At 62.9% G+C, this 20,719-nt stretch carries 21 protein-coding genes and 1 other RNA gene; 9 read left to right on the forward strand and 13 right to left on the reverse strand.

Annotated elements, in window-relative coordinates; all coding sequences use genetic code 11:
* Positions 1-110: 110 nt before the first annotated feature.
* The gene (gene miaA / locus ABID59_RS11160) at positions 111-1,052 is read right to left on the reverse strand and encodes a tRNA (adenosine(37)-N6)-dimethylallyltransferase MiaA (protein WP_354083418.1); all 942 of its coding nucleotides are present in this window, start codon (positions 1,050-1,052) and stop codon (positions 111-113) included.
* Between the two features lie 11 nt (positions 1,053-1,063).
* Between miaA and serB the strand changes: the two genes are divergently transcribed.
* The 3 genes from serB to ABID59_RS11175 all read left to right on the forward strand — a co-directional run bounded on the left by serB (position 1,064) and on the right by ABID59_RS11175 (position 6,107).
* Positions 1,064-1,969, forward strand: coding sequence for a phosphoserine phosphatase SerB (gene serB / locus ABID59_RS11165; RefSeq protein ID WP_354083419.1), 906 nt, complete (start codon positions 1,064-1,066; stop codon positions 1,967-1,969).
* A 396-nt stretch (positions 1,970-2,365) separates the two neighbouring features.
* On the forward strand, positions 2,366-5,716 hold the full coding sequence (locus tag ABID59_RS11170; RefSeq protein ID WP_354083420.1) for a type ISP restriction/modification enzyme: 3,351 nt from the start codon (positions 2,366-2,368) through the stop codon (positions 5,714-5,716).
* Positions 5,717-5,819: 103 nt separating this feature from the next.
* Complete coding sequence (locus tag ABID59_RS11175) at positions 5,820-6,107, forward strand: hypothetical protein (protein WP_354083421.1); 288 nt, start codon at positions 5,820-5,822, stop codon at positions 6,105-6,107.
* Positions 6,108-6,269: 162 nt separating this feature from the next.
* Here ABID59_RS11175 and ABID59_RS11180 read toward each other — a convergent pair whose 3' ends face one another.
* The 12 genes from ABID59_RS11180 to ABID59_RS11235 form a co-directional block, all read right to left on the reverse strand.
* The gene (locus ABID59_RS11180) at positions 6,270-7,781 is read right to left on the reverse strand and encodes a Do family serine endopeptidase (protein ID WP_354034177.1); all 1,512 of its coding nucleotides are present in this window, start codon (positions 7,779-7,781) and stop codon (positions 6,270-6,272) included.
* A 144-nt stretch (positions 7,782-7,925) separates the two neighbouring features.
* A complete protein-coding gene (locus ABID59_RS11185) occupies positions 7,926-8,132 on the reverse strand; it encodes a DUF2065 domain-containing protein (RefSeq protein WP_057747247.1) in 207 nt (68 codons plus the stop codon).
* 71 nt (positions 8,133-8,203) lie between these two features.
* Positions 8,204-9,100 carry a protease modulator HflC gene (hflC, locus tag ABID59_RS11190; protein ID WP_148754175.1) on the reverse strand — a complete coding sequence of 299 codons (897 nt, stop codon included), beginning with the start codon at positions 9,098-9,100 and terminating at the stop codon, positions 8,204-8,206.
* On the reverse strand, positions 9,097-10,233 hold the full coding sequence (gene hflK, locus ABID59_RS11195; protein ID WP_148754174.1) for an FtsH protease activity modulator HflK: 1,137 nt from the start codon (positions 10,231-10,233) through the stop codon (positions 9,097-9,099). Before hflK ends, hflC begins: the two co-directional genes overlap by 4 nt.
* Positions 10,234-10,393: 160 nt before the next feature.
* The gene (locus tag ABID59_RS11200; RefSeq protein ID WP_148754173.1) at positions 10,394-10,909 is read right to left on the reverse strand and encodes a dihydrofolate reductase; all 516 of its coding nucleotides are present in this window, start codon (positions 10,907-10,909) and stop codon (positions 10,394-10,396) included.
* Complete coding sequence (locus ABID59_RS11205; protein WP_148754172.1) at positions 10,909-11,394, reverse strand: GNAT family N-acetyltransferase; 486 nt, start codon at positions 11,392-11,394, stop codon at positions 10,909-10,911. Before ABID59_RS11205 ends, ABID59_RS11200 begins: the two co-directional genes overlap by 1 nt.
* 5 nt (positions 11,395-11,399) lie before the next feature.
* On the reverse strand, positions 11,400-12,194 hold the full coding sequence (locus ABID59_RS11210) for a thymidylate synthase (RefSeq protein WP_148754171.1): 795 nt from the start codon (positions 12,192-12,194) through the stop codon (positions 11,400-11,402).
* A 171-nt stretch (positions 12,195-12,365) separates the two neighbouring features.
* On the reverse strand, positions 12,366-13,349 hold the full coding sequence (locus ABID59_RS11215; RefSeq protein ID WP_354083422.1) for a tripartite tricarboxylate transporter substrate binding protein BugD: 984 nt from the start codon (positions 13,347-13,349) through the stop codon (positions 12,366-12,368).
* Between the two features lie 124 nt (positions 13,350-13,473).
* Positions 13,474-14,988, reverse strand: coding sequence for a tripartite tricarboxylate transporter permease (locus tag ABID59_RS11220; protein WP_148754169.1), 1,515 nt, complete (start codon positions 14,986-14,988; stop codon positions 13,474-13,476).
* 7 nt (positions 14,989-14,995) lie between these two features.
* Positions 14,996-15,757: a tripartite tricarboxylate transporter TctB family protein gene (locus ABID59_RS11225; RefSeq protein WP_148754168.1), complete on the reverse strand. Its 762-nt coding sequence runs from the start codon at positions 15,755-15,757 to the stop codon at positions 14,996-14,998.
* Between the two features lie 95 nt (positions 15,758-15,852).
* Complete coding sequence (locus tag ABID59_RS11230) at positions 15,853-16,383, reverse strand: chromate transporter (protein ID WP_148754167.1); 531 nt, start codon at positions 16,381-16,383, stop codon at positions 15,853-15,855.
* Positions 16,380-16,988 (reverse strand): chromate transporter, encoded by a 609-nt coding sequence (locus ABID59_RS11235; protein ID WP_354083423.1) that lies wholly within the window; start codon positions 16,986-16,988, stop codon positions 16,380-16,382. The genes ABID59_RS11230 and ABID59_RS11235 overlap by 4 nt, the downstream gene beginning before the upstream one ends.
* Before the next feature lie 84 nt (positions 16,989-17,072).
* On the opposite strand from ABID59_RS11235, the gene ssrA reads away from it, so the two are divergent.
* The 6 genes from ssrA to ABID59_RS11265 all read left to right on the forward strand — a co-directional run bounded on the left by ssrA (position 17,073) and on the right by ABID59_RS11265 (position 20,712).
* Positions 17,073-17,448: a transfer-messenger RNA gene (ssrA, locus tag ABID59_RS11240) on the forward strand.
* A 114-nt stretch (positions 17,449-17,562) separates the two neighbouring features.
* Positions 17,563-18,081, forward strand: a complete 519-nt coding sequence (locus ABID59_RS11245; RefSeq protein WP_354083424.1) for an SspB family protein — start codon at positions 17,563-17,565, stop codon at positions 18,079-18,081.
* A gap of 88 nt (positions 18,082-18,169) precedes the next feature.
* Positions 18,170-19,603, forward strand: a complete 1,434-nt coding sequence (gene fumC / locus ABID59_RS11250; protein ID WP_148754164.1) for a class II fumarate hydratase — start codon at positions 18,170-18,172, stop codon at positions 19,601-19,603.
* 280 nt (positions 19,604-19,883) lie between these two features.
* Positions 19,884-20,072 carry a DUF4169 family protein gene (locus ABID59_RS11255; protein WP_354034190.1) on the forward strand — a complete coding sequence of 63 codons (189 nt, stop codon included), beginning with the start codon at positions 19,884-19,886 and terminating at the stop codon, positions 20,070-20,072.
* Positions 20,069-20,323 (forward strand): ribbon-helix-helix domain-containing protein, encoded by a 255-nt coding sequence (locus ABID59_RS11260; protein ID WP_148754162.1) that lies wholly within the window; start codon positions 20,069-20,071, stop codon positions 20,321-20,323. The genes ABID59_RS11255 and ABID59_RS11260 overlap by 4 nt, the downstream gene beginning before the upstream one ends.
* Before the next feature lie 113 nt (positions 20,324-20,436).
* Positions 20,437-20,712, forward strand: coding sequence for a FeoA family protein (locus ABID59_RS11265; RefSeq protein WP_148754161.1), 276 nt, complete (start codon positions 20,437-20,439; stop codon positions 20,710-20,712).
* Positions 20,713-20,719: the final 7 nt, after the last annotated feature.

Genomic DNA, 20,719 nt, shown 5'->3' on the forward strand with positions numbered 1-20,719 from the left:
AAGCCCCGATGTCAAGGCAAAGCGGCCGTTCCCGCGCGATTTTGGTAATGTAGCGTTGTTCCCGGGGCTCGGCGAGAGGTAAAATCGGGAACTCGAGCACAAAAGCGCGTTTAGCGGGAGGCTCGGGCCGGGTTGGCGGCGCCCGCGAGCCATCCCCTCGCCTCGTCCGGCTTCACCCACTCGAACTCTGGAAGCTGGTGCCGGAACCAGGTGAATTGCCGCTTGGCATAGTGGCGTGTGTCGGCCCGGCCGATCATCGCGGCGTCCTCCAGACTGAGCTCACCGCGCAGCTGCCGGATCAGCGCAGGCACGCCATGAGCCTTCATGGCCGGCAGCAGTGGGTCCAGGCCGCGGGCGGCGAGCTGCTCGATCTCGGTCAGGGCACCGGCGGCCAACATGGCGTCGAAACGGGCGTCGATGCGGGCATAGAGCTCGTCGCGCTCGGGCGCGAGAAACACCGCGCGAAAACTGTCCTTCGGCATCAGCGGCGGCTGGCCCTCATGGTGCCAGTCGAGCAGCGAACGGCCGGTCGCCTCGATCACTTCGAGCGCACGCGCGATCCGCGTCCGGTCGCGGAGATTCAGTCGTTCGGCCGCACGCGGATCGCGGCGCGCGAGTTCCGCATGCAGCACCTCGACGCCGTTCCGCTCCAATCGGGCACGTACGTCCTCACGTATTTCCGCAGCGATCGGCGGCACCACCGAGAGACCCGCCGTCAGCGCCTTGAAATACAGCCCGGTGCCGCCGATGAAGATCGGCAGGCGGCCCTCGGCCCGCGCTTCTTCGAGCGCCTTCGCGGCATCAGCCACCCAGGCGCCGGCGGAAAAGTTCACGGCCGCATCGACATGGCCATAGAGGCGATGCGGAATGCGCGCCTCCTCATCCTGCGTGGGGCGCGCCGTGATGATGCGGAGGTCGCGATAGACCTGCATGGAATCGGCATTGATGACGATTCCGCCCGCGCTCAGCGCAAGCTCCAGCGCCAGCGCCGACTTGCCGCTGGCGGTCGGGCCTGCGATAAGCACGGCCTTGCTCGAATGCCTCTCGCTCACGAAAACCTCAAATGTCCCTCGTCGCCACGCTGATCTGCAACCCAAACAATCCCGCCCTCGACTCGACCATCGTCGACGGCGCCCGCGCTGTGCTGCCGCAAGCGGCACCCGCGCACTGGCTGTTCGACGGGGTTGCGGTCGACATTCCCTTCGGCGCCGACAGTAACCTCGAAGGCGACCGTCACGCCATCGAAGAGCGGTTGCGCGAGCTTCGCGGCGACCTGCCCATCGACATCGTGGTGCAGCCTGCCGGCGTCCGGCGCAAGAAGCTTTTTCTCGCCGACATGGATTCCACCATGATCGGCCAGGAATGCATCGACGAGCTGGCCGATCTCGTCGGGATGAAGGCCCACGTGGCCGCCATCACCGAGCGCGCAATGCGCGGCGAGATCGAGTTCGAGCCGGCGCTGCGCGAGCGCGTCGCGCTACTGAAGGACCTCCCTGCCGGCGTCGTCGACAAGGTGGTGGCCGAACGCATCACGCTAACACCGGGCGGCCGCGAATTGGTCGCGACCATGCGCGCCCACGGCGCCTATACCTGCCTCGTCTCCGGCGGCTTCACCCTGTTCACGAGCGCGGTCGCCGCAAAGCTCGGCTTCCAGGAGAACCGCGCCAACGAGCTCGTCGTGCGCGACGGCAAGTTCACCGGCGAAGTGAAGGAGCCGATCTTGGGCCGCGCGGCCAAGCTCGCGACGCTGGTGGATCTCATGGAGTCGTTCGATCTCGACGACATCGACTCGGTCGTGGTCGGCGACGGCGCCAACGACCTGGCGATGATCCAGGCGGCGGGCTTGGGCGTGGCGTATCACGCCAAACCGGCAGTAGCTGCAGCGGCAGCGGCGAGGATCGATCACGGCGATCTCACCGCGCTGCTGTATGCGCAGGGGTATCGGCGGGACGAGTTTGCGGAGGGATAGAGTCCGTCCGGTCCGAGAGCCTTCGGCACCGCACCAACAACACATGATCAGATCAGGTTGGACCCAGCTCTAACAAAAATATCGAAAACAACCCCATGCAAAGTAGCCGCTGATTGCCGCGCACGACCTTCGCCTTTTACGAAATCCTTTGACACGTCGGGCAAAACAGCAGCATGATGCCACCATCGCAACTGGTGTGATCGGCAGGCCCTCTGCCAAGTTCATCGAACGGACGCAGTCCAACCTGTCCCTGCTGGACACAGACTGAACCCGCGAGGAACGATCAAACCGACCTTAACCTACCTCAGCTCTAATGGACGATTGTATCCTTGGCCCGATTCGAGTAGCGATTGTGTTCGAGAGATTCAACCGTAGACGCAGGTGCCGGAGACCAAGTTGGCGGAAAAAACGCTAGCAAGCGCCATTTCAGAGTTCGGCACCAATGCCAAAGCCAAGCTGAGCAATCCCGCCATCGCCGGCGCACCAGAGGACCAGCTCCGGGCTCCACTCGAAACGCTTTTGCGCGACTTGGCCGAAATCGTTGGGCTGCAACCCAGGTCCCTAGGCATGGTCGGCGAGACGACGCTTGCTCACCTGAAAACGCGGCCCGATTACGCTGTCACGATCGCCAACGCGCTCGTCGGTTTTATCGAAGTCAAGGCCCCGGGGAAAGGCGCTGATCCGCGCAAGTTTTCCGATCCGCATGACAAAGAGCAATGGGATAAGCTCAAATCGCTTCCCAACCTGCTCTACACCGACGGCAATTCCTTCAGCCTGTGGCGCGATGGAGAGCTGATCGGCAAGGTGAGTTATCTTGAGGGGGACGTTGAGACGTCGGGCGCGAAGCTGACGGCACTGCCAACCCTCGCGGCAACTATCGATGATTTCCTTCACTGGAATCCAGTTCCTCCCAGGACGGCCAAGAAGCTGGCTGAGGTCTGCGCCCGGTTGTGTCGTCTCCTGCGCGACGAGGTGGTCGAACAGATGGCGCATGGCAACGCTGGTCTCACGGCACTGGCACAGGACTGGCGAAAACTCCTGTTTCCGCAGGCAGACGACGCGCAGTTCGCCGACGGCTACGCGCAGGCAGTCACCTTCGGATTGCTGGTCGCACGCTCGAGAGATATTTCTTTGCTGGCCGGTATCGACAACGCGGCCAAAGAGCTGCGGAAGTCAAACTCACTCATCGCGACGGCGCTGCGGCTTCTGACGGAAGACGTGACCAATCAAGAAGCCCTAAAAACCTCGCTCGCAACACTGACTCGCGTGCTTGACGCTGTCAATTGGCATACAATCAGCAAAGACAAGCCCGAAGCCTGGCTGTACTTTTACGAGGAGTTCCTGGAAGTCTACGACAACAAGCTCAGAAAACGCACCGGTTCGTACTACACGCCTCCGGAAGTCGTACGCGCGATGGTAAATCTCGTCGACGAAGCGCTCCGCGGCCCGCTCTTCGAACGATCATCCGGCCTTGCCGCTGCAGACGTCGTGGTGGCCGACCCCGCGGTCGGCACGGGAACGTTTCTGCTTGGTGTCCTGCGCCAAATCGCGTCAACAGTTGGAGACGATCAGGGACCCGGCGCAGTGCGGGGTGCGATAGAGGCTGCGGCAAAGCGCGTGATTGGCTTCGAACTCCAGTTCGGACCATACGCGGTGGCGCAACTTCGGATTCTCGCCGAGATGCAAGCACTGATGGCGACACCTCAAGTGCCTGTTCCTCCGATACCCGATCTTAAGCTCTTCATTACCGACACGCTGGGCAATCCATTTGTCGAAGAGGAAAGCCTTGGGCAGTTGTATGAGCCCATTGCAAAATCACGCCGCGACGCAAATACGATCAAGAAGACGCAGCCGATCACTGTCGTGATAGGCAATCCACCGTACAAGGAGAAAGCCGAGGGTCGGGGCGGCTGGATCGAGCGTGGTTCCGGGGGAAAGCTCGTGGCTCCTCTCGACCGCTGGCGCCCGCCGGCGGAATGGGGCGTTGGCGCTCACGCCAAGCATCTGAAGAATTTGTACGTATATTTTTGGCGTTGGGCGACATGGAAGGTGTTCGGCACCGGGAACTACGCCGCAACCGGACTTCAGGACGAGGATGAAGAGGGAATCGTCTGCTTCATCACCGTGGCCGGATTTTTGAACGGACCCGGCTTTGAAAGGATGCGGGATGATCTTCGCCGAACCTGCTCTGAAATCTGGGTAGTCGATTGCTCTCCTGAAGGGCATCAGCCCGAGGTCGCGACACGCATATTCCAGGGAGTGCAACAGCCAATCTGCATCGTGCTCGCTTCGCGACAACTCGGCAAGAATACATCTGAGGCCGCCAGGGCGCGCTTCTACATGCTTCCCAAAGGCAAACGCGAGGAGAAGTTTGAAGCCCTAAAGAAGCTGTCACTCGATGCCGAAGGATGGACCGATTGCCCTGTGGAGTGGCGAGCCCCTTTCTTACCGGCAGCGACCGGCGCATGGGCAACGTACCCCGCGCTAAGCGATTTGTTCGTCTACAATGGCTCCGGTGTTATGCCAGGCCGCACATGGATAATTGCACCTGATCCTGTGTCATTGACACTTCGTTGGGACCGCCTGACGGAGGAAAAAGATCCAGCGAAGAAAGAGGTTCTATTTCATCCTCACGAGGGTGGTGACAAGACACTTTCAAAAGCATCGAAAGGTGGATTGGCCGGCCATGAACATCGTGCGGAGTCAGTCAACAGCGATCCCGGTCCGGCCATCTCTCCGACTCGTTACGCTCTAAGATCGTTTGATCGTCAATGGATCATTCCGGATGCGCGGCTAATAAACCGACCAAATCCGACGCTTTGGAATGGACATTCGTCGCGGCAGGTATTCCTCACGGCACCGGAAGACCGCTCACCGACTGACGGCCCTGCGATCACCTTCACTAGTCTGCTCCCAGATTTGCATCACTACAACGGGCGCGGTGGTCGAGTTTATCCCCTCTGGACCGACCGATCAAACTCTCGCCCCAACATCAAACCGAGTCTGACAATCCACCTAGCGCAGATTTATGGACACCCAATCAAGGTCGAAGACGTATTGGCTTACATTGCGGCGATTGTATCCAATTCGGCTTTTCCCGCGCGGTTCAAATCTAACTTTGTACAGCCTGGACTCCGCGTTCCAATAACGGCCGACTCAGATCTCTTTAGTGACGCTGTCGCCATTGGCAGCGAAATCATCTGGCTTCATTGCTACGGCGAACGCTTCACCGACGCCGCAGCCGGTCGCCCTAAACAAGCCCCCCGTCTGCCAAAGGAAATGGCACCACGCATCCCTTCGGCCGGTAGCATTCCCTCGGCGCCAGAACCGTTACCTGATACAATGGACTACGATCCTGCACTGCATCGACTGAAGATCGGAAAGGGCTACGTTGACAACGTCACGCCCGCGATGTGGGGGTATGAGGTATCCGGCAAGCAGATCCTTTGGCAGTGGTTCAGCTATCGCCGCAACGACCGTACCCGCCCAATCATCGGTGACCGTCGATCGCCTTCGCCGCTCGATAGCATACAGCCCGAAGGCTGGCTGCCTGAATACACCTCAGACCTCCTCGATCTCCTGCACGTCCTTGGCCGACTGATCGCTCTGGAGCCTCGCCAAGCCGAGTTGCTGGAGAAGATTTGCGCGGGGCCGTTGCAAAGTGCCGACGAGCTTGAAGCGGCGGGCGCATTTGCCGTCCCTGAAACCGCCGCCACCTCGAAGAAAAAGAGTAAAAGCAAGGCTTAGTTCGCCAACGGGTGCGATACGGGGAAAAGTCCGCCTGACCGCTCGCCTAGCTGGACAAGATCGCGCATGTTTCTGTCCTGATTCGACATAGACTGCGAGCGACATGGCCCATCCCCGTCAGCCAGACCTGTTCCAGAGCGACGAGCAAACCGACCTGTTCGGCGAAGAGTCTGCGACTCCGGTGTACCGCCCTGACCCCGATTCGGTACGCATCGAGCTTTACAGAATCCTCGCAGAGGCGCGCGCAGCGCAGAAGCTCCCCTGGGAACCGAAGAAAGTCGTTCTATACAGAACCATCTTTCCCCAGATGACCAACTGGCTTCCCAACGAGGAAGGTGCGCAACTGCGGTTCGAGTTCGAGAGCGAGATTAGGCGCCTGGAGGCGGCGTAGGTTCGCGAGCCGCGACCGCCCGTCGCCTGCGGCAAGCCCGACTATGGGCTCTTGCGAGTGCCCCAACATTCCAGAGACAGCGCTATAATACGGAGGGGCTGCGCGTATTGTATGCCCCGCTTTCGCGGGGCATACAGCGTTGTGTGGAACAGACAGCGCGCCTTACTGCACGCTCAGCGCCACAAAGCGCAGCTCGCCGTCGCCGTTCGAAACCAGCAGCAGCGCGGACTTCTTGCCGTCCTTCTTGAGCTGCTCGATCCGCTTCTGAATGTCGGCGCCGCTCGCGACCGCTTCCTGCGCGACTTCGACGATAACGTCGCCGGCGGAGAGCCGCTTCTCGGCAGCATCCGAATTGGCATCGACATTGGTGACGACCACACCCTTGACGGTGTCCTTGATCTTGTAGCGCGTGCGCAGATCCTTGTTCAGCACGGCGAGATCGAGGCCGAGCGCCTTCTGCGTCACCAGCTTCTCCGGCGGCGGCTCGTCGGTCTTCACGGCAGCCTGCACCTTGTCGGGATCCTGCAGGCGGCCGAGTGTGACCTTCTTGGTCTGCTCCTCGCCCTTGCGGATGATGACGACGTCGACCTCCTTGCCGACCGCAGTATCGGCGACGACGCGGGACAGGTCCTTCGGGTCCTTGACGTCCTTGCCGTCGAACTTGACAACGACGTCACCCGGCTCGATGCCGGCCGGCTTGGCCGGACCCTTGTCGTCGATGCCGGCCACCAGCGCGCCGCGCGCCGGCTTGATGTTGAGGCTCTCGGCAATCTCGTCGGTGACACTCTGGATGCGCACGCCAAGCCAGCCGCGACGCAACTCGCCGAACTGGCGGAGCTGGTCGACGACGCCCGCGACCGTCTTCGACGGCACGGCGAAGCCGATGCCGATCGAGCCGCCGGAGGGCGAGATGATCAGGGTGTTGACGCCGATGACGTCGCCTTCGAGGTTGAACAGCGGGCCGCCGGAATTGCCGCGATTGATCGCGGCGTCGGTCTGGATGTAGCTGTCATAGGGCCCCGAGGAGATGTCGCGGTTCTTGGCTGAGACAATGCCCGCGGTCACCGTGCCGCCGAGACTGAACGGGTTGCCGATCGCAACCACCCAGTCACCCAGGCGCAGCTTGTCGGAGTCGCCGAACTTCACCGAGACAAGCGGCTTCGGCGGCTTGAACTTCAAGACGGCAAGATCGGTCTTCTTGTCGACACCGACGAGGTCAGCCTTGATCTTGGTGCCGTCGTTGAGAATGACGTTGATCTCGTCGGCATCGGCGATGACGTGGTTGTTGGTCACGACAACACCGGAGGTGTCGATGATGAAGCCGCTTCCGAGCGAGTTGGTCTTGCGCGGCGGGCCGCTGCCGTTATCGCCGCCCTTGCTGCCGCCACCGGGGCCTTTGCGGTTCTTGAAGAAGTCATCGAAGAATTCCTCGAAGGGCGAGCCGGGCGGCAGTTGCGGCATGGTGTTGCTGCCGCCGCCCTTGGCCTCGACCGTCTGCGAGGTCGAGATGTTGACGACCGCGTCGATCACCTTCTCGGCGACGTCGGCGATGCCCTCCGGTCCGCGCGCCTGCGCCGGCGAGCCGAACACGCTGAAAGCGCCGACGGCGAGCGCGGCCAGCCCAAACCGCGCATGTTGGCGCAAGCGGGTCGTGACAATGGTGGCAGCGGTCATTGTGGTCTCCAGGGAATAAGGATTCGGCCTCAAGACTGCGCTCGAACGGGGGCACGGCGCAAGCGCGTAGCTTAACGGGCCTCAAGACTCGAATAATACGGCGAAAACCCGCCTCCCGCCTTCACTTTGGCGTTGGCTGTGCCGCTAGATCGGCCGTCGCATCACCCAGATCAGGATCAGGCCGGCCACGGCCGAGCCGATCCCGACCGCCCGCAGGATATTGTCCGGCGTGGCGATGGCGCTTTTCATGGCCTTGCGCATCCAGTTCGGACTGGCCGCGAACATCAAGCCTTCCAGCACAAACAAGATGCCTAAGCCGATGAGGAAGTCGGCGAACGCAATGGACCTCATCGGATTGGAACCTCCCGTGGTGCTGTTCTTGTCTGGACGAAGGGCGGCCAAACCTGTCGCCCTTGTCTAGCTTACGGTTTCGCCGGCGTCCCGGTCGCCGTCTTGCCGGACGGGTTACCAAAATACCGGAAGAAATCCGAGTCCGGCCGCAGCAGGAAGCGGGTGTCGTCCTTCTTCAGTCCGTTCTCGTAGGCCGTCATCGACCGGTAGAAAGCGAAGAAGTCAGCATCCTTGCCATAGGCTTCGGCGAACAGGCGGTTGCGCTCGGCGTCACCCACGCCGCGCGTCTGTTCGGCGGTCGAGTTCGCTTCCGCGATGATCACCGTCGCTTCACGATCGGCCTTGGAGCGGATCTCCTGCGCCTTCTGGCCGCCCTGCGCGCGGAACTCGGCTGCTTCGCGCTGACGTTCGGTCTGCATGCGCTGGTAGACCGCCTGGCTGTTCTGCTCAGGAAGATCCGCACGGCGGATCCGGACGTCGACGACCTCGATGCCGTAGCCGTCGGCCTCGTGGTCGAGCTGCTCGCGGATGCGTCCCATCAGCTTCTCGCGCTCATCACGCACCACGGTGATGAAGTTGACCTCGCCGAGCACGCGGCGCAGCGCTGCGTTCAAGAGCGAAGTGAGCTGGAGGTTCGCCGCCTGGATCGAGCCGACGCTCTGATAGAAGCGCAGCGCGTCCTTGATGCGGTAGCGCGCAAAGGCGTCGACCACGAGCCGCTTCTGGTCGGAGGCAATGACCTCCTGCGACGGGTTTTCCAGGTCGAGGATGCGCTTGTCGATGTTGATCACGGAGTTCCAGGGTGCCTTGAAGTGCAGCCCGGGGTCAGTGACGACGTCCACCGGCTTACCGAATTGCAGCACGATGGTCTGCTCGGTCTGTTGCACCGTGAACAGCGACATGTAGGCGACGATCATCACCAGCAGCAGCGCAAGCAGCGCGACAATGCCTGTAACCGGAGACCTCATCGTGTGCCTCCGCTCGACTGCTGACCCGTCGTGGTGGGCCGCTTGGTCGTCAATTCGTTGAGCGGCAGATAGGGCACGACGCCCTGGCCCGAGGAGCCTCCGTCATAAATCAGCTTCTCGGAGCCACCGAGCACCCGCTCCATCGTCTCCAGATAGATCCGTTCACGCGTCACGTCGGGCGCCTTCTTGTATTCCTCGTACACCTTCAGGAAGCGGGAGCTCTGGCCCTTGGCCTCGGCAACCGCCTGCTCCTTGTAGCCTTCGGCCGCCTGCACGATCTGCGCCGCGCGGCCTCGCGCGTCCGGCACGACCTTGTTGGCGTAGGTCTGGGCTTCATTCTGCAACTGCTCGAGATTGGCGCGCGCCGCCTGCACGTCGCGGAACGCGTCGATCACCTGTGCCGGCGGATCGACCTTCTGCATCTGCACCTGGGCGATCTGGATGCCCGCGCCGTAGCCGTCGAGCGTCCTCTGCATCAAATCCTGCACGGTGGTCTCGGTCTGCGTCCGCGCGCCGGTCAGGATCGGCTGGATATTGGAGCGGCCGATCACCTCGCGCATCGCGCTTTCGGCGACCGCCTTCACGGTGCCCTCGGGGTTCTGGATGTTGAACAGGAAGTTGCCGACGCCGTTGGGCTTGATCCGCCACAGCACGGTGAAGTCGACATCGACGATGTTCTCGTCGCCGGTCAGCATCAGGCTCTCTTCCGGCACGTCGCGGATCGAGCGGCCGCGGCGGGCGGGATCGTCGATCAGGGTCATGCCGATGGAAATGGTCGACACGCGCAGCGCCTTCGGCAGCAGCACTGTCTCGATCGGATAGGGCAGATGGTAGTTCAGCCCGGGGTCCACGGTGCGCACGTGCTTGCCAAAGCGCAGCACGACGCCCTGTTCTTCAGACTGCACCCTGAAGAAGCCCGACAGCAGCCAGAGCGCGACGATGATGAGCAGGATCAGCGTGATGCCGATGCCGGAGAAATAGCCGCCCGGCATGATCTGCTGCAGCCGGTCCTGGCCACGCCGCAGAAGGTCCTCCAGATCCGGCGGCCTCGGCCCGACCGGTTGTGGGCCTGTGCCCCATGGTCCTTTCGGACCCGAGCCCCATGGGCCACCGCCCTGATTCTTCCACGGCATTCGACGCTCTCCTCGGCAGGCCGGGACTAGAACTTAAGCCGGCCCGCATTGTCCGGTCCGGCTTTATAGGGGACCGAAAGGACCCTTACAACGCAAGCCTAACCGACCCACGAGCTATGCTCGGGGGCGGAAAAGTCAATGTAAACATTGGCGAATGCAGTTAATGGGACCGCCGCCGACGATATGTCACATAGGAGAAGTCGGCGCTGTCGTCGGGGCCGGCGGGATGGCGGACGCGCCCGGTCTCATCCCACCGCGCCCTGTCGATGTCGAAATGCGTGTCGCCGTCGGGCCGCGCATGCACTTCCGTGATCTCGAGGCGATCGGCGCGATCGAGCCATTGCCGGTAGATTTCGGCGCCGCCGATCACGGCGATTTCAGCGGCTGAACGCCGCAGGGCATCCCCAAGCGCAACCGCGCCCGCATCCGCCGCCGATGTCGTGACGACAGCGCCGGCGGCGCGATAGGCCGGATCGCGCGTGATCACGATGTTGGTGCGGTTCGGAAGCGGCCGGCGCCCAGGCAAGGATTCAAAGGTCTTGCGGCCCATGATCACGGGCCTGCCGATCGTGAGCGCCTTGAAGCGCGCCATGTCGGATTTCAATCGCCACGGGATCGCGTTGCCGGCACCGATGATGCCGTTCTCCGCAATCGCAACGACGAAGACGATCTCCATCAGGACGCGCTCCCTGCAAGCCGCGTCAGCGCAGGACCGGAGACGCGGCACAGCGTCCAGTCGTCCAGCAACGCCGCGCCGAGCGATTTGTAGAACGCGATCGACGGCGCGTTCCAGTCGAGCACCGCCCATTGCAAGCGCGACCAGCCGTTGTCGACGCATTCCTTCGCCAGATAGACCAGCAGCGCCTTGCCGAGGCCCCTGCCTCGATGCGACGGCCGCACATACAAATCTTCGAGATAGATGCCGTGGCGGCCGCTGAAGGTGGAGAAATTGAGGAACCAGACCGCAAAGCCGACCGGCTCACCGTTCCACTCGGCAATCGCGCAGAACAGCCGCGGGTCGGCGCCGAACAGCGCGCCGGCAATCATCGCCTCGGTCGCCTCGACCTCATGCGAGAGCTTTTCGTACTCGGCGAGTTCGCGGACGAACGAAAGAATGAGCCCGGCTTCGCCCGGACGCGCGCGGCGGATGTTGAGAGACATCGGCGCTAGACCGCGACTGCTGCCTTGATATGCGGATGCGGATCGTAGCCGACGAGCTCGAAATCCTCGTAGCGGAAGGAGAAGATGTCCTTCACGTCGGGATTGATCCGCATCACCGGCAGCGCTCGCGGCGCGCGCGTGAGCTGCAGCCGCGCCTGCTCCAAATGGTTGGAATAGAGATGCGTGTCGCCGAACGAATGCACGAAGTCGCCGGGCTTCAGGCCGGTGACCTGCGCCACCATCATGGTGAGCAGCGCGTAAGAGGCGATGTTGAAGGGCACGCCGAGGAAAACGTCGGCCGAGCGCTGGTAGAGCTGGCAGGACAGCTTACCGTTGGCGACGTAGAACTGGAACAGGCAGTGGCACGGCGGCAGCGCCATCTTGTCGACCTCGGCCGGATTCCAGGCCGAGACGATCAGGCGGCGCGAGTCCGGATTGCGCTTGATCATGTCGACGACATTGGCGATCTGATCGATGCTGCGTCCATCCGGCGCCGGCCAGGAGCGCCACTGATGGCCATAGACCGGGCCGAGATCGCCGTTGGCGTCCGCCCATTCGTCCCAGATGGTGACGCCGTTGTCGCGCAGATATTTGATGTTGGTGTCGCCCTTCAGGAACCACAGCAGCTCATGCACGATCGCCTTCAGCGGCAGCCGCTTGGTGGTCAGCATCGGGAAGCCGGCGGACAGATTGAAGCGCATCTGATGGCCGAACACCGACAGCGTGCCGGTACCGGTCCGATCGGTCTTCTCGGCGCCGTCTGAAAGAATCCGCTCGAGCAGGTCCTGATACTGGTGCATGTGCCAATGAGCCTTTGGGGAAGGCGGCAAACTTAACGGCCACCCCCGTGCTACGACAGCGGCGATTCGCTGGTCTGGCCGATTATACCCGGAAAAGTGAGTGTTCTCGGCGCAAACGACAAGGGGCGGAACTAGCGTCCCGCCTCACGCCTATCGGCTTGATTGTACTGATTAACTTGCCGGCTTGAGCACCGGGGTCCACTTCGCGATCTCGGATTTGACGAGGGCAGCGAGCGCCTCCGGCGTCCGTTCCGCAGGGGTGGGAATGACGCTGCCGAGTTCGAGCAGGCGCTTCTTCACGGTCTCGTCGTCGAGCGCCTTGACGGCTGCGGCGTTCAGGCTCGCCAGGATCGCGGGCGAGGTTCCCTTCGGGGCGAACATCGCGTTCCAGGCCTGGGCCTGGAATGTGGTCAGGCCCGCTTCAGCCGTCGTCGGCACGTTCGGCAGCGACGGATTGCGTTCCGGCGTTGCGATCGCATAGGCCTTGATGGTGCCGGCATTGATCTGCGGCACGGCGTTGACGATCTGGTCGCACATGTAATCGACCTGGCCCGCCACCAGCGCGTTCATCGCAGGCCCCGTGCCGTTGAAGGGCACGCCGACCGGCTTGATGTCGAGGATGGAGTGCAGCAGCTCGCAGGACACGTGCGAGACCGAGCCGACGCCGGCATGCGCGGCGTTCACCTTCTCGGCGTTGGTTTTCACATAAGCGACGAACTCCTTGAGATCCTTCGGCGGGAAATCCTTGCGCGCCAGGATCAGGATCGGCGTGCCCGCCAGCAGCGCGATCGGCTCGAAGTCTTTCTCGGGATGGTAGGCGAGCTTCGGATAGAGCGGCACGGAGGCGGCGTGCGTGCCCATATGCCCGGTGATCAGCGTATAGCCGTCATTGCCAGCACGCGCAGCGCGCGTGGTCGCTGTGGTGCCGCCGGCGCCGACCACGTTCTCGATGATGATGCTCTGTCCAAGCGTCTGCCCCATGTGCGACGTGACGATGCGCGAGATCACGTCGGTCGGGCCACCGGCCGCGAACGGCACGATCATGGTAATGCTGCGGGTCGGATAGGTCTGCGCCTGAACCGGTGCGACAAAGGAGCACAGCGATGCAAGCACGGCTGCGCATGTGCCCGCGGCAAGCGTGCGAATAGACGTCATCTCGATCCCCTTGCCGTTCCCTTGCAACACAAAAATGCCGGCCTCACGGCCGGCATTCTCATTTCACGAAGCTGTCACGCAAGTCGATTGGACTTCCGAATGCGGCGCGCCGACGCAGGCGCGATCAGTTCTCGGATTCGGTGAACACCTCGTCGCGCTTGGCCCGCAAGAAAGGCAACACCGTGAGGACCAGCAGGAAGCCCGCGATCGCCAGCAGCACGGCCGATAACGGACGCGTCAGGAACACGGTCCAGTCGCCGCGCGAGATCAGCAGCGCGCGGCGCAAGTTCTCTTCCATCAGCGGTCCGAGCACCATGCCGAGCAACAGCGGTGCCGGCTCGAAATCGTGCTTGATCAGCCAGTAGCCGACGAGGCCGAACACACCTGCGAGGATGACGTCGACCGGCGCATTGTTCACCGAGTAGATGCCGATCGCACAGAAGATCACGATCGAAGGGAACATCAGCCGGTAGGGAACGCGCAACAACCGCACCCAGATGCCGACCAGCGGCAGGTTGATGATGATCAGCATCAGATTGCCGATCCACATCGAGGCGATCATGCCCCAGACCAGATCAGGCTGCTTCTGCATCACCTGCGGACCCGGCACGATGCCGTGAATGGTCATCGCGCCCACCATCAGCGCCATCACCGCGTTCGGCGGGATGCCGAGAGTGAGCAGCGGGATGAAGGAGGTCTGCGCTGCGGCGTTGTTGGCGCTTTCCGGAGCCGCTACGCCCTCGATCGCGCCGCGGCCGAACCGCTTCGGATCCTTCGCAAGCTTCTTCTCGAGCGTGTAGGCAGCGAACGACGCAATCACCGCGCCGCCGCCCGGCAGGATGCCGAGGATCGAGCCGAGCACGGTGCCGCGCAGGATCGCCGGCGCCGAGTCGACCAGATCCTTCTTGGTCGGCATCAGGCCGGTGATCTTCTGCTGCACGAGATCGCGGTTCATCTCGGCACCGGCATCGAGGTTGCGGATGATCTCGGCAAAGCCGAACACGCCCATCGCCACCGTCGCAAAGCCGAGACCGTCGGCAAGCTCCGGAATGTTGAAGGCCATGCGCGAGGCGCCGGTCTCGATGTCCGAGCCGACCATCGACAGCAGCAGGCCGAACACGATCATCGCGATCGCCTTCAGCACCGAGCCCTTGGCCAGCACGACCGCGAAGATCAGGCCGAGCACCATCAGCGAGAAATATTCGGCCGGGCCGAACGCCAGCGCGAGCTTGGTCAAGGGCGCACCGAGCACCGCGATGAGCACGGTCGCTACGCAGCCGGCGAAGAACGAGCCGATGGCGGCGATCGCCAGCGCCGGGCCGGCGCGGCCCTGCTTGGCCATCGCGTGGCCGTCGATGGCGGTGACGACCGATGTCGCCTCGCCGGGGATGTTGACCAGGATCGACGTGGTTGAGCCGCCATACTGGGCGCCGTAATAAATGCCAGCGAGCATGATCAGCGCGCCGACCGGCGGCAGTCCGAAGGTGATCGGCAGCAGCATTGCGACGGTCGCGATGGTGCCGATGCCCGGCAGCACGCCGACCAGCGTGCCGACGAGGGCGCCGATCAGGCACATCAACAGATTGATCGGAGAGAATGCGACGGCAAAACCGTGAGCGAGGTTGGCAAAGAGCTCCATGACAGCCTCACTGAGCCAGGAAACGCGGGAACATCGGCATCGGCAACCCGAGCACGTACGGGAATAGAAGTGCGCAGCCGAGCGTCAGGCAGGCGCCGACGATGATCGTTTCGACCCAGCGCGTCTCATGTGTCCCCATCGCCGCGATCAGGAAGCTCACGAACGCCGAAACCACCACCCCAAGCGGACGGATCGCCAAGGCAAAGAAGACGATCGAGGCCATCACGAACAGCGGCCCGCGCCAGGAGTAATGCGCCATCGCCGGTCCATCGGCCAACAGTCCCGTCAATGCGATGCCGGCGCCAAGCGCAACGAGCAGCCCGCCGAACATCCGCGGCGCCGTGCCTGCGCCAAAGGAGAAGCCGCGCATCCCCTGCAAATCGCTCGAGGCCCACAGCGCGAACAGGGCGAGCGCCATCAGAACGATCCCGCCGACATAGTCCTGTGCCGACCTGATCGTCATGAAGATCGTCAGGATCGCCACCGCGAACAGCGGATAGGAATAGATCAGCGCCAGCAGCACATCCGATGACGCCTTCTTGGTGTCACCACCGACCGCGCCGAGCAACGCGCCGGGAGCACCCGCGAGCAGCGCAGTGGCATGGCTGATCACGACGGTGGCCGGGCCGCGGCCCACGCCCCAGCCGAAGATGGTTCCTATCGACCAGATGAACTCGAAAATCTGCGGCGCGAGCGCCAGCAGGCAGAACCCGATCGCCACCGAGGTGTTTCGTGTGGCTGTCGCCGAGTGGCCCATTGTATCGGCCATGCATGTCTCCTCCGCGACTCCTAAGTCACGAGCACTGTTGTTCTAATCGGCTGGAAAATGGATCCCCGGCCCGGATCATTGCCTAGCGATTTTCATCACACAATGCCAGCGAAACCCAACAGCCCCCCTGCGAGCAGAAGCCACAGCGGATTGATGCGCGAGACGGAGGCGATCAGGGCAACGGTCGCGGTCAGAAGCAGTGCAGCAATGGTGCGATCGGTCGATTGGGCCAGGATCAGGGCACTCGCCGCCATCAGTCCGATCGATAGCGGAACTAGTGCAGCCTGGATCAGGCCGGGCCAGCGCGATTGGCTCGGCCGGTTCAGGAGCCGGCTGACAAAATAGGCAAGCAGCGCCGTCGGCAGGCACATCGCCAGCGTTGCGGCCAGCGCGCCGGGGATGCCGGCAACGGCATAGCCGATTAGCGTGACGATAAGGACGTTGGGACCCGGCGAGAGCTGCGCTATCGCATAGGCGTCGGCGAACTGCTTGTCGGTCATCCAGTGATGCACATCAACGGCGATGCGGTGCATCTCGGGCACCGCCGCCGCCGCGCCGCCAACCGCGAACAGCGACATCAGACCAAAGATGGAGATCAGCGCCCAGATCGGGTTCTCGCTGGTCATGCTGCTACCTTCCGTCGCATCAGTGAGGTGACGCCGATGCTGAGCGGGATCGCGACCAGCAGCACCGCCTGAAGCGGCAGGCGGAGCACGCCGATGGCTGTGAACACCGCGAGCATCAGGATCAGCGCGGCGGCATCCATCCGCTTGAGCAGCGGCGTCATCATCCGGAAGACCACCGCGATCAGGAGGCCGACGGCAGCGCAGGAGATGCCGGCAAGGCTGCGGCGCAGCACATCCACATCGCCGAACCGGGCGTAGATGATCGCGAGCACAGTCATGATCAGCGTCGGTGGCAACAGCAGCCCGGCGAATGCGGCAACGCCGCCCGCGATCCCGCGCAGCCGCGACCCGAACACCATCGACAGATTGACGATGTTGGGGCCGGGCAGGAAGTGGCAGAGCGCAAAGGTCTCGTTGAATTCGTCCGCCGTCATCCAGCGGTGCTGCTCGACGATGGCCCGCCGGGCAAACACCAGGACCCCGCCGAAGCCCGCCAGCGACATCCTGGCAAAGGCCAGAAACAGCGCCCACAGGCTAGGCGGAAGGCCATGAACGGCGGCAGGAATATCCGGCTCTTGGGCGGCCGGTGCTGAATCCGGGGACATGTCAGGAGCTTAGAACGTGGACCTCTTTGCGGCCAAGTCCGTCCGGAACCTATCCAAAGGGAACATCGCCATGGCCGCGCCAAACCCCTGTCTTTCGAAACCTTTGCCCCCTATATTGAGGGTGCCGGTTCGCCGGCTATGGAAATAAACGGTCGTCGCAATAAACCATTCGGACCCGGGGGCGGTACCCGGCGCCTCCACCAAAGCCCACCGATTTTCGGGCTTCAGCCTGCCGAGAGGCGGGTTTTGGCGGGGGCGAAATAGGATCGACGAGGGCGTAAAGGGCGAACTTTTTCCCGGTATTGTTCCGCCGTTATCGGGCTATGCAATAGTTGCCAACGACAACTTTGCTCCGGTTGCTCAGGCTGCGTAACGCAGTTTGAAAGACCATTCTGAAGTCCTAACGGGTTAAGCTCCGTTAGGCGGGGTTCGGAGGCACCTGGCAACAGAAGCCTCCACTTACCTCTGATTTCCTTCCCGGCGGGGACTCCTGCTGACCCGTCAGGCGCGGTACTATTGCGGCTTGGCGAGTCGGGCCGGCAGGGCCCGCCTCCTGGAATGCAACAGGACCACCATGGCGACCGATCATATCCGATACGATGTGCTGGCCCGCGATGCGCTGCGCGGCGTGCTGCGCAAGGTGCTGACCGATGCCGCGGCCCATGGCCTGCCAGGCGAACATCATTTCTTCATCACCTTCCTATCAAAGGCCGAGGGCGTGAAGATCTCGCCGCGGCTGCTCGCGCAATATCCCGAAGAGATGACGATCATCCTCCAGCACCAGTTCTGGGATCTAACCGTGCTCGAGGACCGCTTCGAGGTCGGCCTGTCCTTCGGCGGCATTCCGGAGCGACTGATCGTGCCGTTCAGCGCGATCAAGAGCTTCCTCGATCCGTCCGTGAAGTTCGGCCTCCAGTTCGACACCTCAGATGTCGCCGAGGTGGCGGGCGAGAATGTGCCGGCGACCCCGGCACCATCAGCCGCAGCAGTGCCCGCACCGGCCACTGAAGCTGCGGAGACCGCGGAAGAGCCGACCCCGCCGAACCAGGGTGGCGCCGAGGTCGTGCGGCTCGATCGTTTCCGCAAGAAATGATCCAGGTTGGCCGCGAGACCGTCGCACCCGGCCAAACTCCCTATATAGAAGAGCACATGAGGAGGCCGCGCGGCGTTCGTGCGGCAGAATGGATGTGCTCATGGCCAAAGCTGCCCGCGCGAAGACCGCCCGCCCAGCGACCCGCATCGAGACCGACAGTTTTGGTCCCATCGAGGTCCCCGCCGATCGTTATTGGGGGGCGCAAACCGAACGCTCACGCCAGAATTTTCGCATCGGCATCGACCGCATGCCGATCTCGCTCGTGCATGCGCTCGGCATCGTCAAGCTTGCGGCCGCACAGTCGAATCTCGAGCTTGGCCTGCTCGACAAGCGCCGCGCCAACGCCATCATCCGCGCCGCGCACGAGGTGATCGAGGGCAAGCTCGACGATCATTTCCCGCTTGTCGTGTGGCAGACCGGCTCGGGCACCCAGAGCAACATGAACCTCAACGAGGTCATCGCCAACCGCGCCAACGAGCTGCTCGGCGGCGACCTCGGCAGCAAGAAGCCGGTGCATCCCAACGACCACGTCAACATGAGCCAGTCGTCGAACGACTCTTTCCCGACCGCGATGCACATTGCGGCCGCAAGCCGCGTCACCGCCGATCTCGTCCCCGCCCTCGGCGAGCTGCACCGCGCGCTGCGCAACAAGGAGAAAGAGTTCGCCAAGATCGTGAAGATCGGCCGCACCCACACCCAGGATGCGACGCCGCTGACGCTCGGCCAGGAATTTTCGGGCTATGCCGCGCAGGTCGAGAGCGGCATCGCTCGGCTCAAGGTCGCGGTGAAGGACCTCTATCCGCTGGCTCAGGGCGGCACCGCCGTCGGCACCGGCCTCAACTCCAAGCCGCGCTTCGCAAAGCTGTTTGCAAAGCACGTCGCCGGGATCACGAAACTTCCCTTCACCAGCGCCGCCAACAAATTCGAGGCGCTGGCCTCGAACGATGCCTATGTGCTGGCACACGGCGCCATCAATTCCGTCGCGACAGGCCTGTTCAAGATCGCCAACGACATCCGCCTGCTCGGATCGGGTCCGCGCTCGGGCCTCGGCGAATTGATCCTGCCGGAGAATGAGCCGGGCTCATCGATCATGCCGGGCAAGGTCAATCCGACCCAATGCGAGGCAATGACCATGGTGTGCTGCCAGGTGTTCGGCAATCACACCGCGATCACGGTCGCCGGCAGCCAGGGCCATTTCGAGCTCAACGTCTACAAGCCCGTGCTCGCCTACAACATGCTGCACTCGATCCGCCTGATGGCGGACGCCGCGCGCTCATTCACCGAGCATTGCGTCAGCGGCATCCGTGCCGACCAGAAGCACATCAAGGATCTGATGGAGCGTTCGCTGATGCTGGTGACCGCGCTCGCGCCGAAGATCGGCTACGACAACGCAGCCAAGGTTGCCAAGACCGCACATGCCAACGGCACCACGCTAAAGGAGGAAGCGCTGCGGCTCGGCTTCGTCTCGGCGGATGAATTCGACCGCCTGGTGCAGCCGGAGAAGATGACGCGGCCTGGATGAATTCCGAATTCCGACAGTCATCCGTAATGATACGGTGCCCCAAGGCTCATAATTATAAGGCTTAAAGGACAGGATTTGATTACCGTCAATGTGGCATTGGGGGCGCGTCCTACGCAAAGCCCCGCTGCCCCTGACGGGGCGGAATTCATCGTTTTATGGCCCCTGGAGGCCGATTGACGAGGACGAGCGAATGACGATCAAGTCTTGCGGGGCGCAACGCGGCGCCCTGTTTCTGGAAATTTCATCCAACCTGAAGAGGAGCGGGTGATGGAGACGCGGCATGGGGAACGTCATCAACCTGAATCGTTTCCGGAAGCGCGCCGAGCGGGAAGCCTCGGCGAAGCAGGCGGACGCCAACCGAACGAAGTTCGGCCGCACGAAGGCGGAGCGGTCGGCGGAGGAGACGCGCGCGGACCAGGCGAAGGAGCATCTGGACCAGCACCGGATCGATCGCGAGGAGCAGCCATGAAATCGCCCGTCGTGAAGCGTTCGATCGTGGTCGCTGGCCACAAGACCAGCGTCAGCCTGGAAGAGGCGTTCTGGAACGGCATGAAGGAGATCTCGGGCCTGCGCAACATGACGCTGTCCGAGCTCGTCGGCGAAATCGACGGCGCCCGTCAGCAGGGCAATCTGTCCTCGGCGATCCGCCTGTTCGTGCTCGACTACTTCAAGAGCCGCGCCATGGCCGCCATCCAGCCGGAAAAGGTCGCGGCGCAGTAGCGCCAGGGCGCTCCGCCCACGGCTTCGTGATCTGCACTTTAAAATCCCTCTAAGGTGCAGTTTCGACGAGCGTGCGCGCTTGACCTCAATGCCCTGCGTTGAAAATACAGGGCATGACCGACACCCATGATACGCGCCGCGAGATGCCGCTGGGCCTGGCCAAGCGCGGCTATACCGGCGTCATCCAGCACCTCTCCGCCAAGGACGCCGGCTCGGCTCTCTCCGACATCGAGCTCGAGAGCCGGCTGATCGAGCTCGGCTTCGTCGAGGGGGCCAGGGTGGAGGTCCTGCACGAGGGGCTGGTCGGACGCGACCCGATCGCCGTTCGTGTCGACAACATCACCATCGCGGTGCGCCGCCGCGAAGCCATGGCCATCATCGTCGCCTGAGATCGCG

It is taken from the genome of Bradyrhizobium sp. S3.3.6 (assembly GCF_040546905.1).
Lineage (GTDB): Bacteria > Pseudomonadota > Alphaproteobacteria > Rhizobiales > Xanthobacteraceae > Bradyrhizobium > Bradyrhizobium cytisi.

Coding starts and splice junctions, on each gene's coding strand:
- ABID59_RS11210 (WP_148754171.1), bottom strand. CDS start 12,194: ATGCACCAGTATCAGGACCTGCTCGAGCGGATTCTTTCAGACGGCGCC.
- hflK (WP_148754174.1), bottom strand. CDS start 10,233: ATGCCGTGGAAGAATCAGGGCGGTGGCCCATGGGGCTCGGGTCCGAAA.
- ABID59_RS11225 (WP_148754168.1), bottom strand. CDS start 15,757: ATGGCCGATACAATGGGCCACTCGGCGACAGCCACACGAAACACCTCG.
- serB (WP_354083419.1), top strand. CDS start 1,064: ATGTCCCTCGTCGCCACGCTGATCTGCAACCCAAACAATCCCGCCCTC.
- ABID59_RS11220 (WP_148754169.1), bottom strand. CDS start 14,988: ATGGAGCTCTTTGCCAACCTCGCTCACGGTTTTGCCGTCGCATTCTCT.
- ABID59_RS11255 (WP_354034190.1), top strand. CDS start 19,884: ATGGGGAACGTCATCAACCTGAATCGTTTCCGGAAGCGCGCCGAGCGG.
- ABID59_RS11245 (WP_354083424.1), top strand. CDS start 17,563: ATGGCGACCGATCATATCCGATACGATGTGCTGGCCCGCGATGCGCTG.
- ABID59_RS11180 (WP_354034177.1), bottom strand. CDS start 7,781: ATGACCGCTGCCACCATTGTCACGACCCGCTTGCGCCAACATGCGCGG.
- ABID59_RS11175 (WP_354083421.1), top strand. CDS start 5,820: ATGGCCCATCCCCGTCAGCCAGACCTGTTCCAGAGCGACGAGCAAACC.
- ABID59_RS11265 (WP_148754161.1), top strand. CDS start 20,437: ATGACCGACACCCATGATACGCGCCGCGAGATGCCGCTGGGCCTGGCC.
- ABID59_RS11235 (WP_354083423.1), bottom strand. CDS start 16,988: ATGTCCCCGGATTCAGCACCGGCCGCCCAAGAGCCGGATATTCCTGCC.
- ABID59_RS11200 (WP_148754173.1), bottom strand. CDS start 10,909: ATGGAGATCGTCTTCGTCGTTGCGATTGCGGAGAACGGCATCATCGGT.
- ABID59_RS11215 (WP_354083422.1), bottom strand. CDS start 13,349: ATGACGTCTATTCGCACGCTTGCCGCGGGCACATGCGCAGCCGTGCTT.
- fumC (WP_148754164.1), top strand. CDS start 18,170: ATGGATGTGCTCATGGCCAAAGCTGCCCGCGCGAAGACCGCCCGCCCA.
- hflC (WP_148754175.1), bottom strand. CDS start 9,100: ATGAGGTCTCCGGTTACAGGCATTGTCGCGCTGCTTGCGCTGCTGCTG.
- ABID59_RS11260 (WP_148754162.1), top strand. CDS start 20,069: ATGAAATCGCCCGTCGTGAAGCGTTCGATCGTGGTCGCTGGCCACAAG.
- ABID59_RS11185 (WP_057747247.1), bottom strand. CDS start 8,132: ATGAGGTCCATTGCGTTCGCCGACTTCCTCATCGGCTTAGGCATCTTG.
- ABID59_RS11205 (WP_148754172.1), bottom strand. CDS start 11,394: ATGTCTCTCAACATCCGCCGCGCGCGTCCGGGCGAAGCCGGGCTCATT.
- ABID59_RS11230 (WP_148754167.1), bottom strand. CDS start 16,383: ATGACCAGCGAGAACCCGATCTGGGCGCTGATCTCCATCTTTGGTCTG.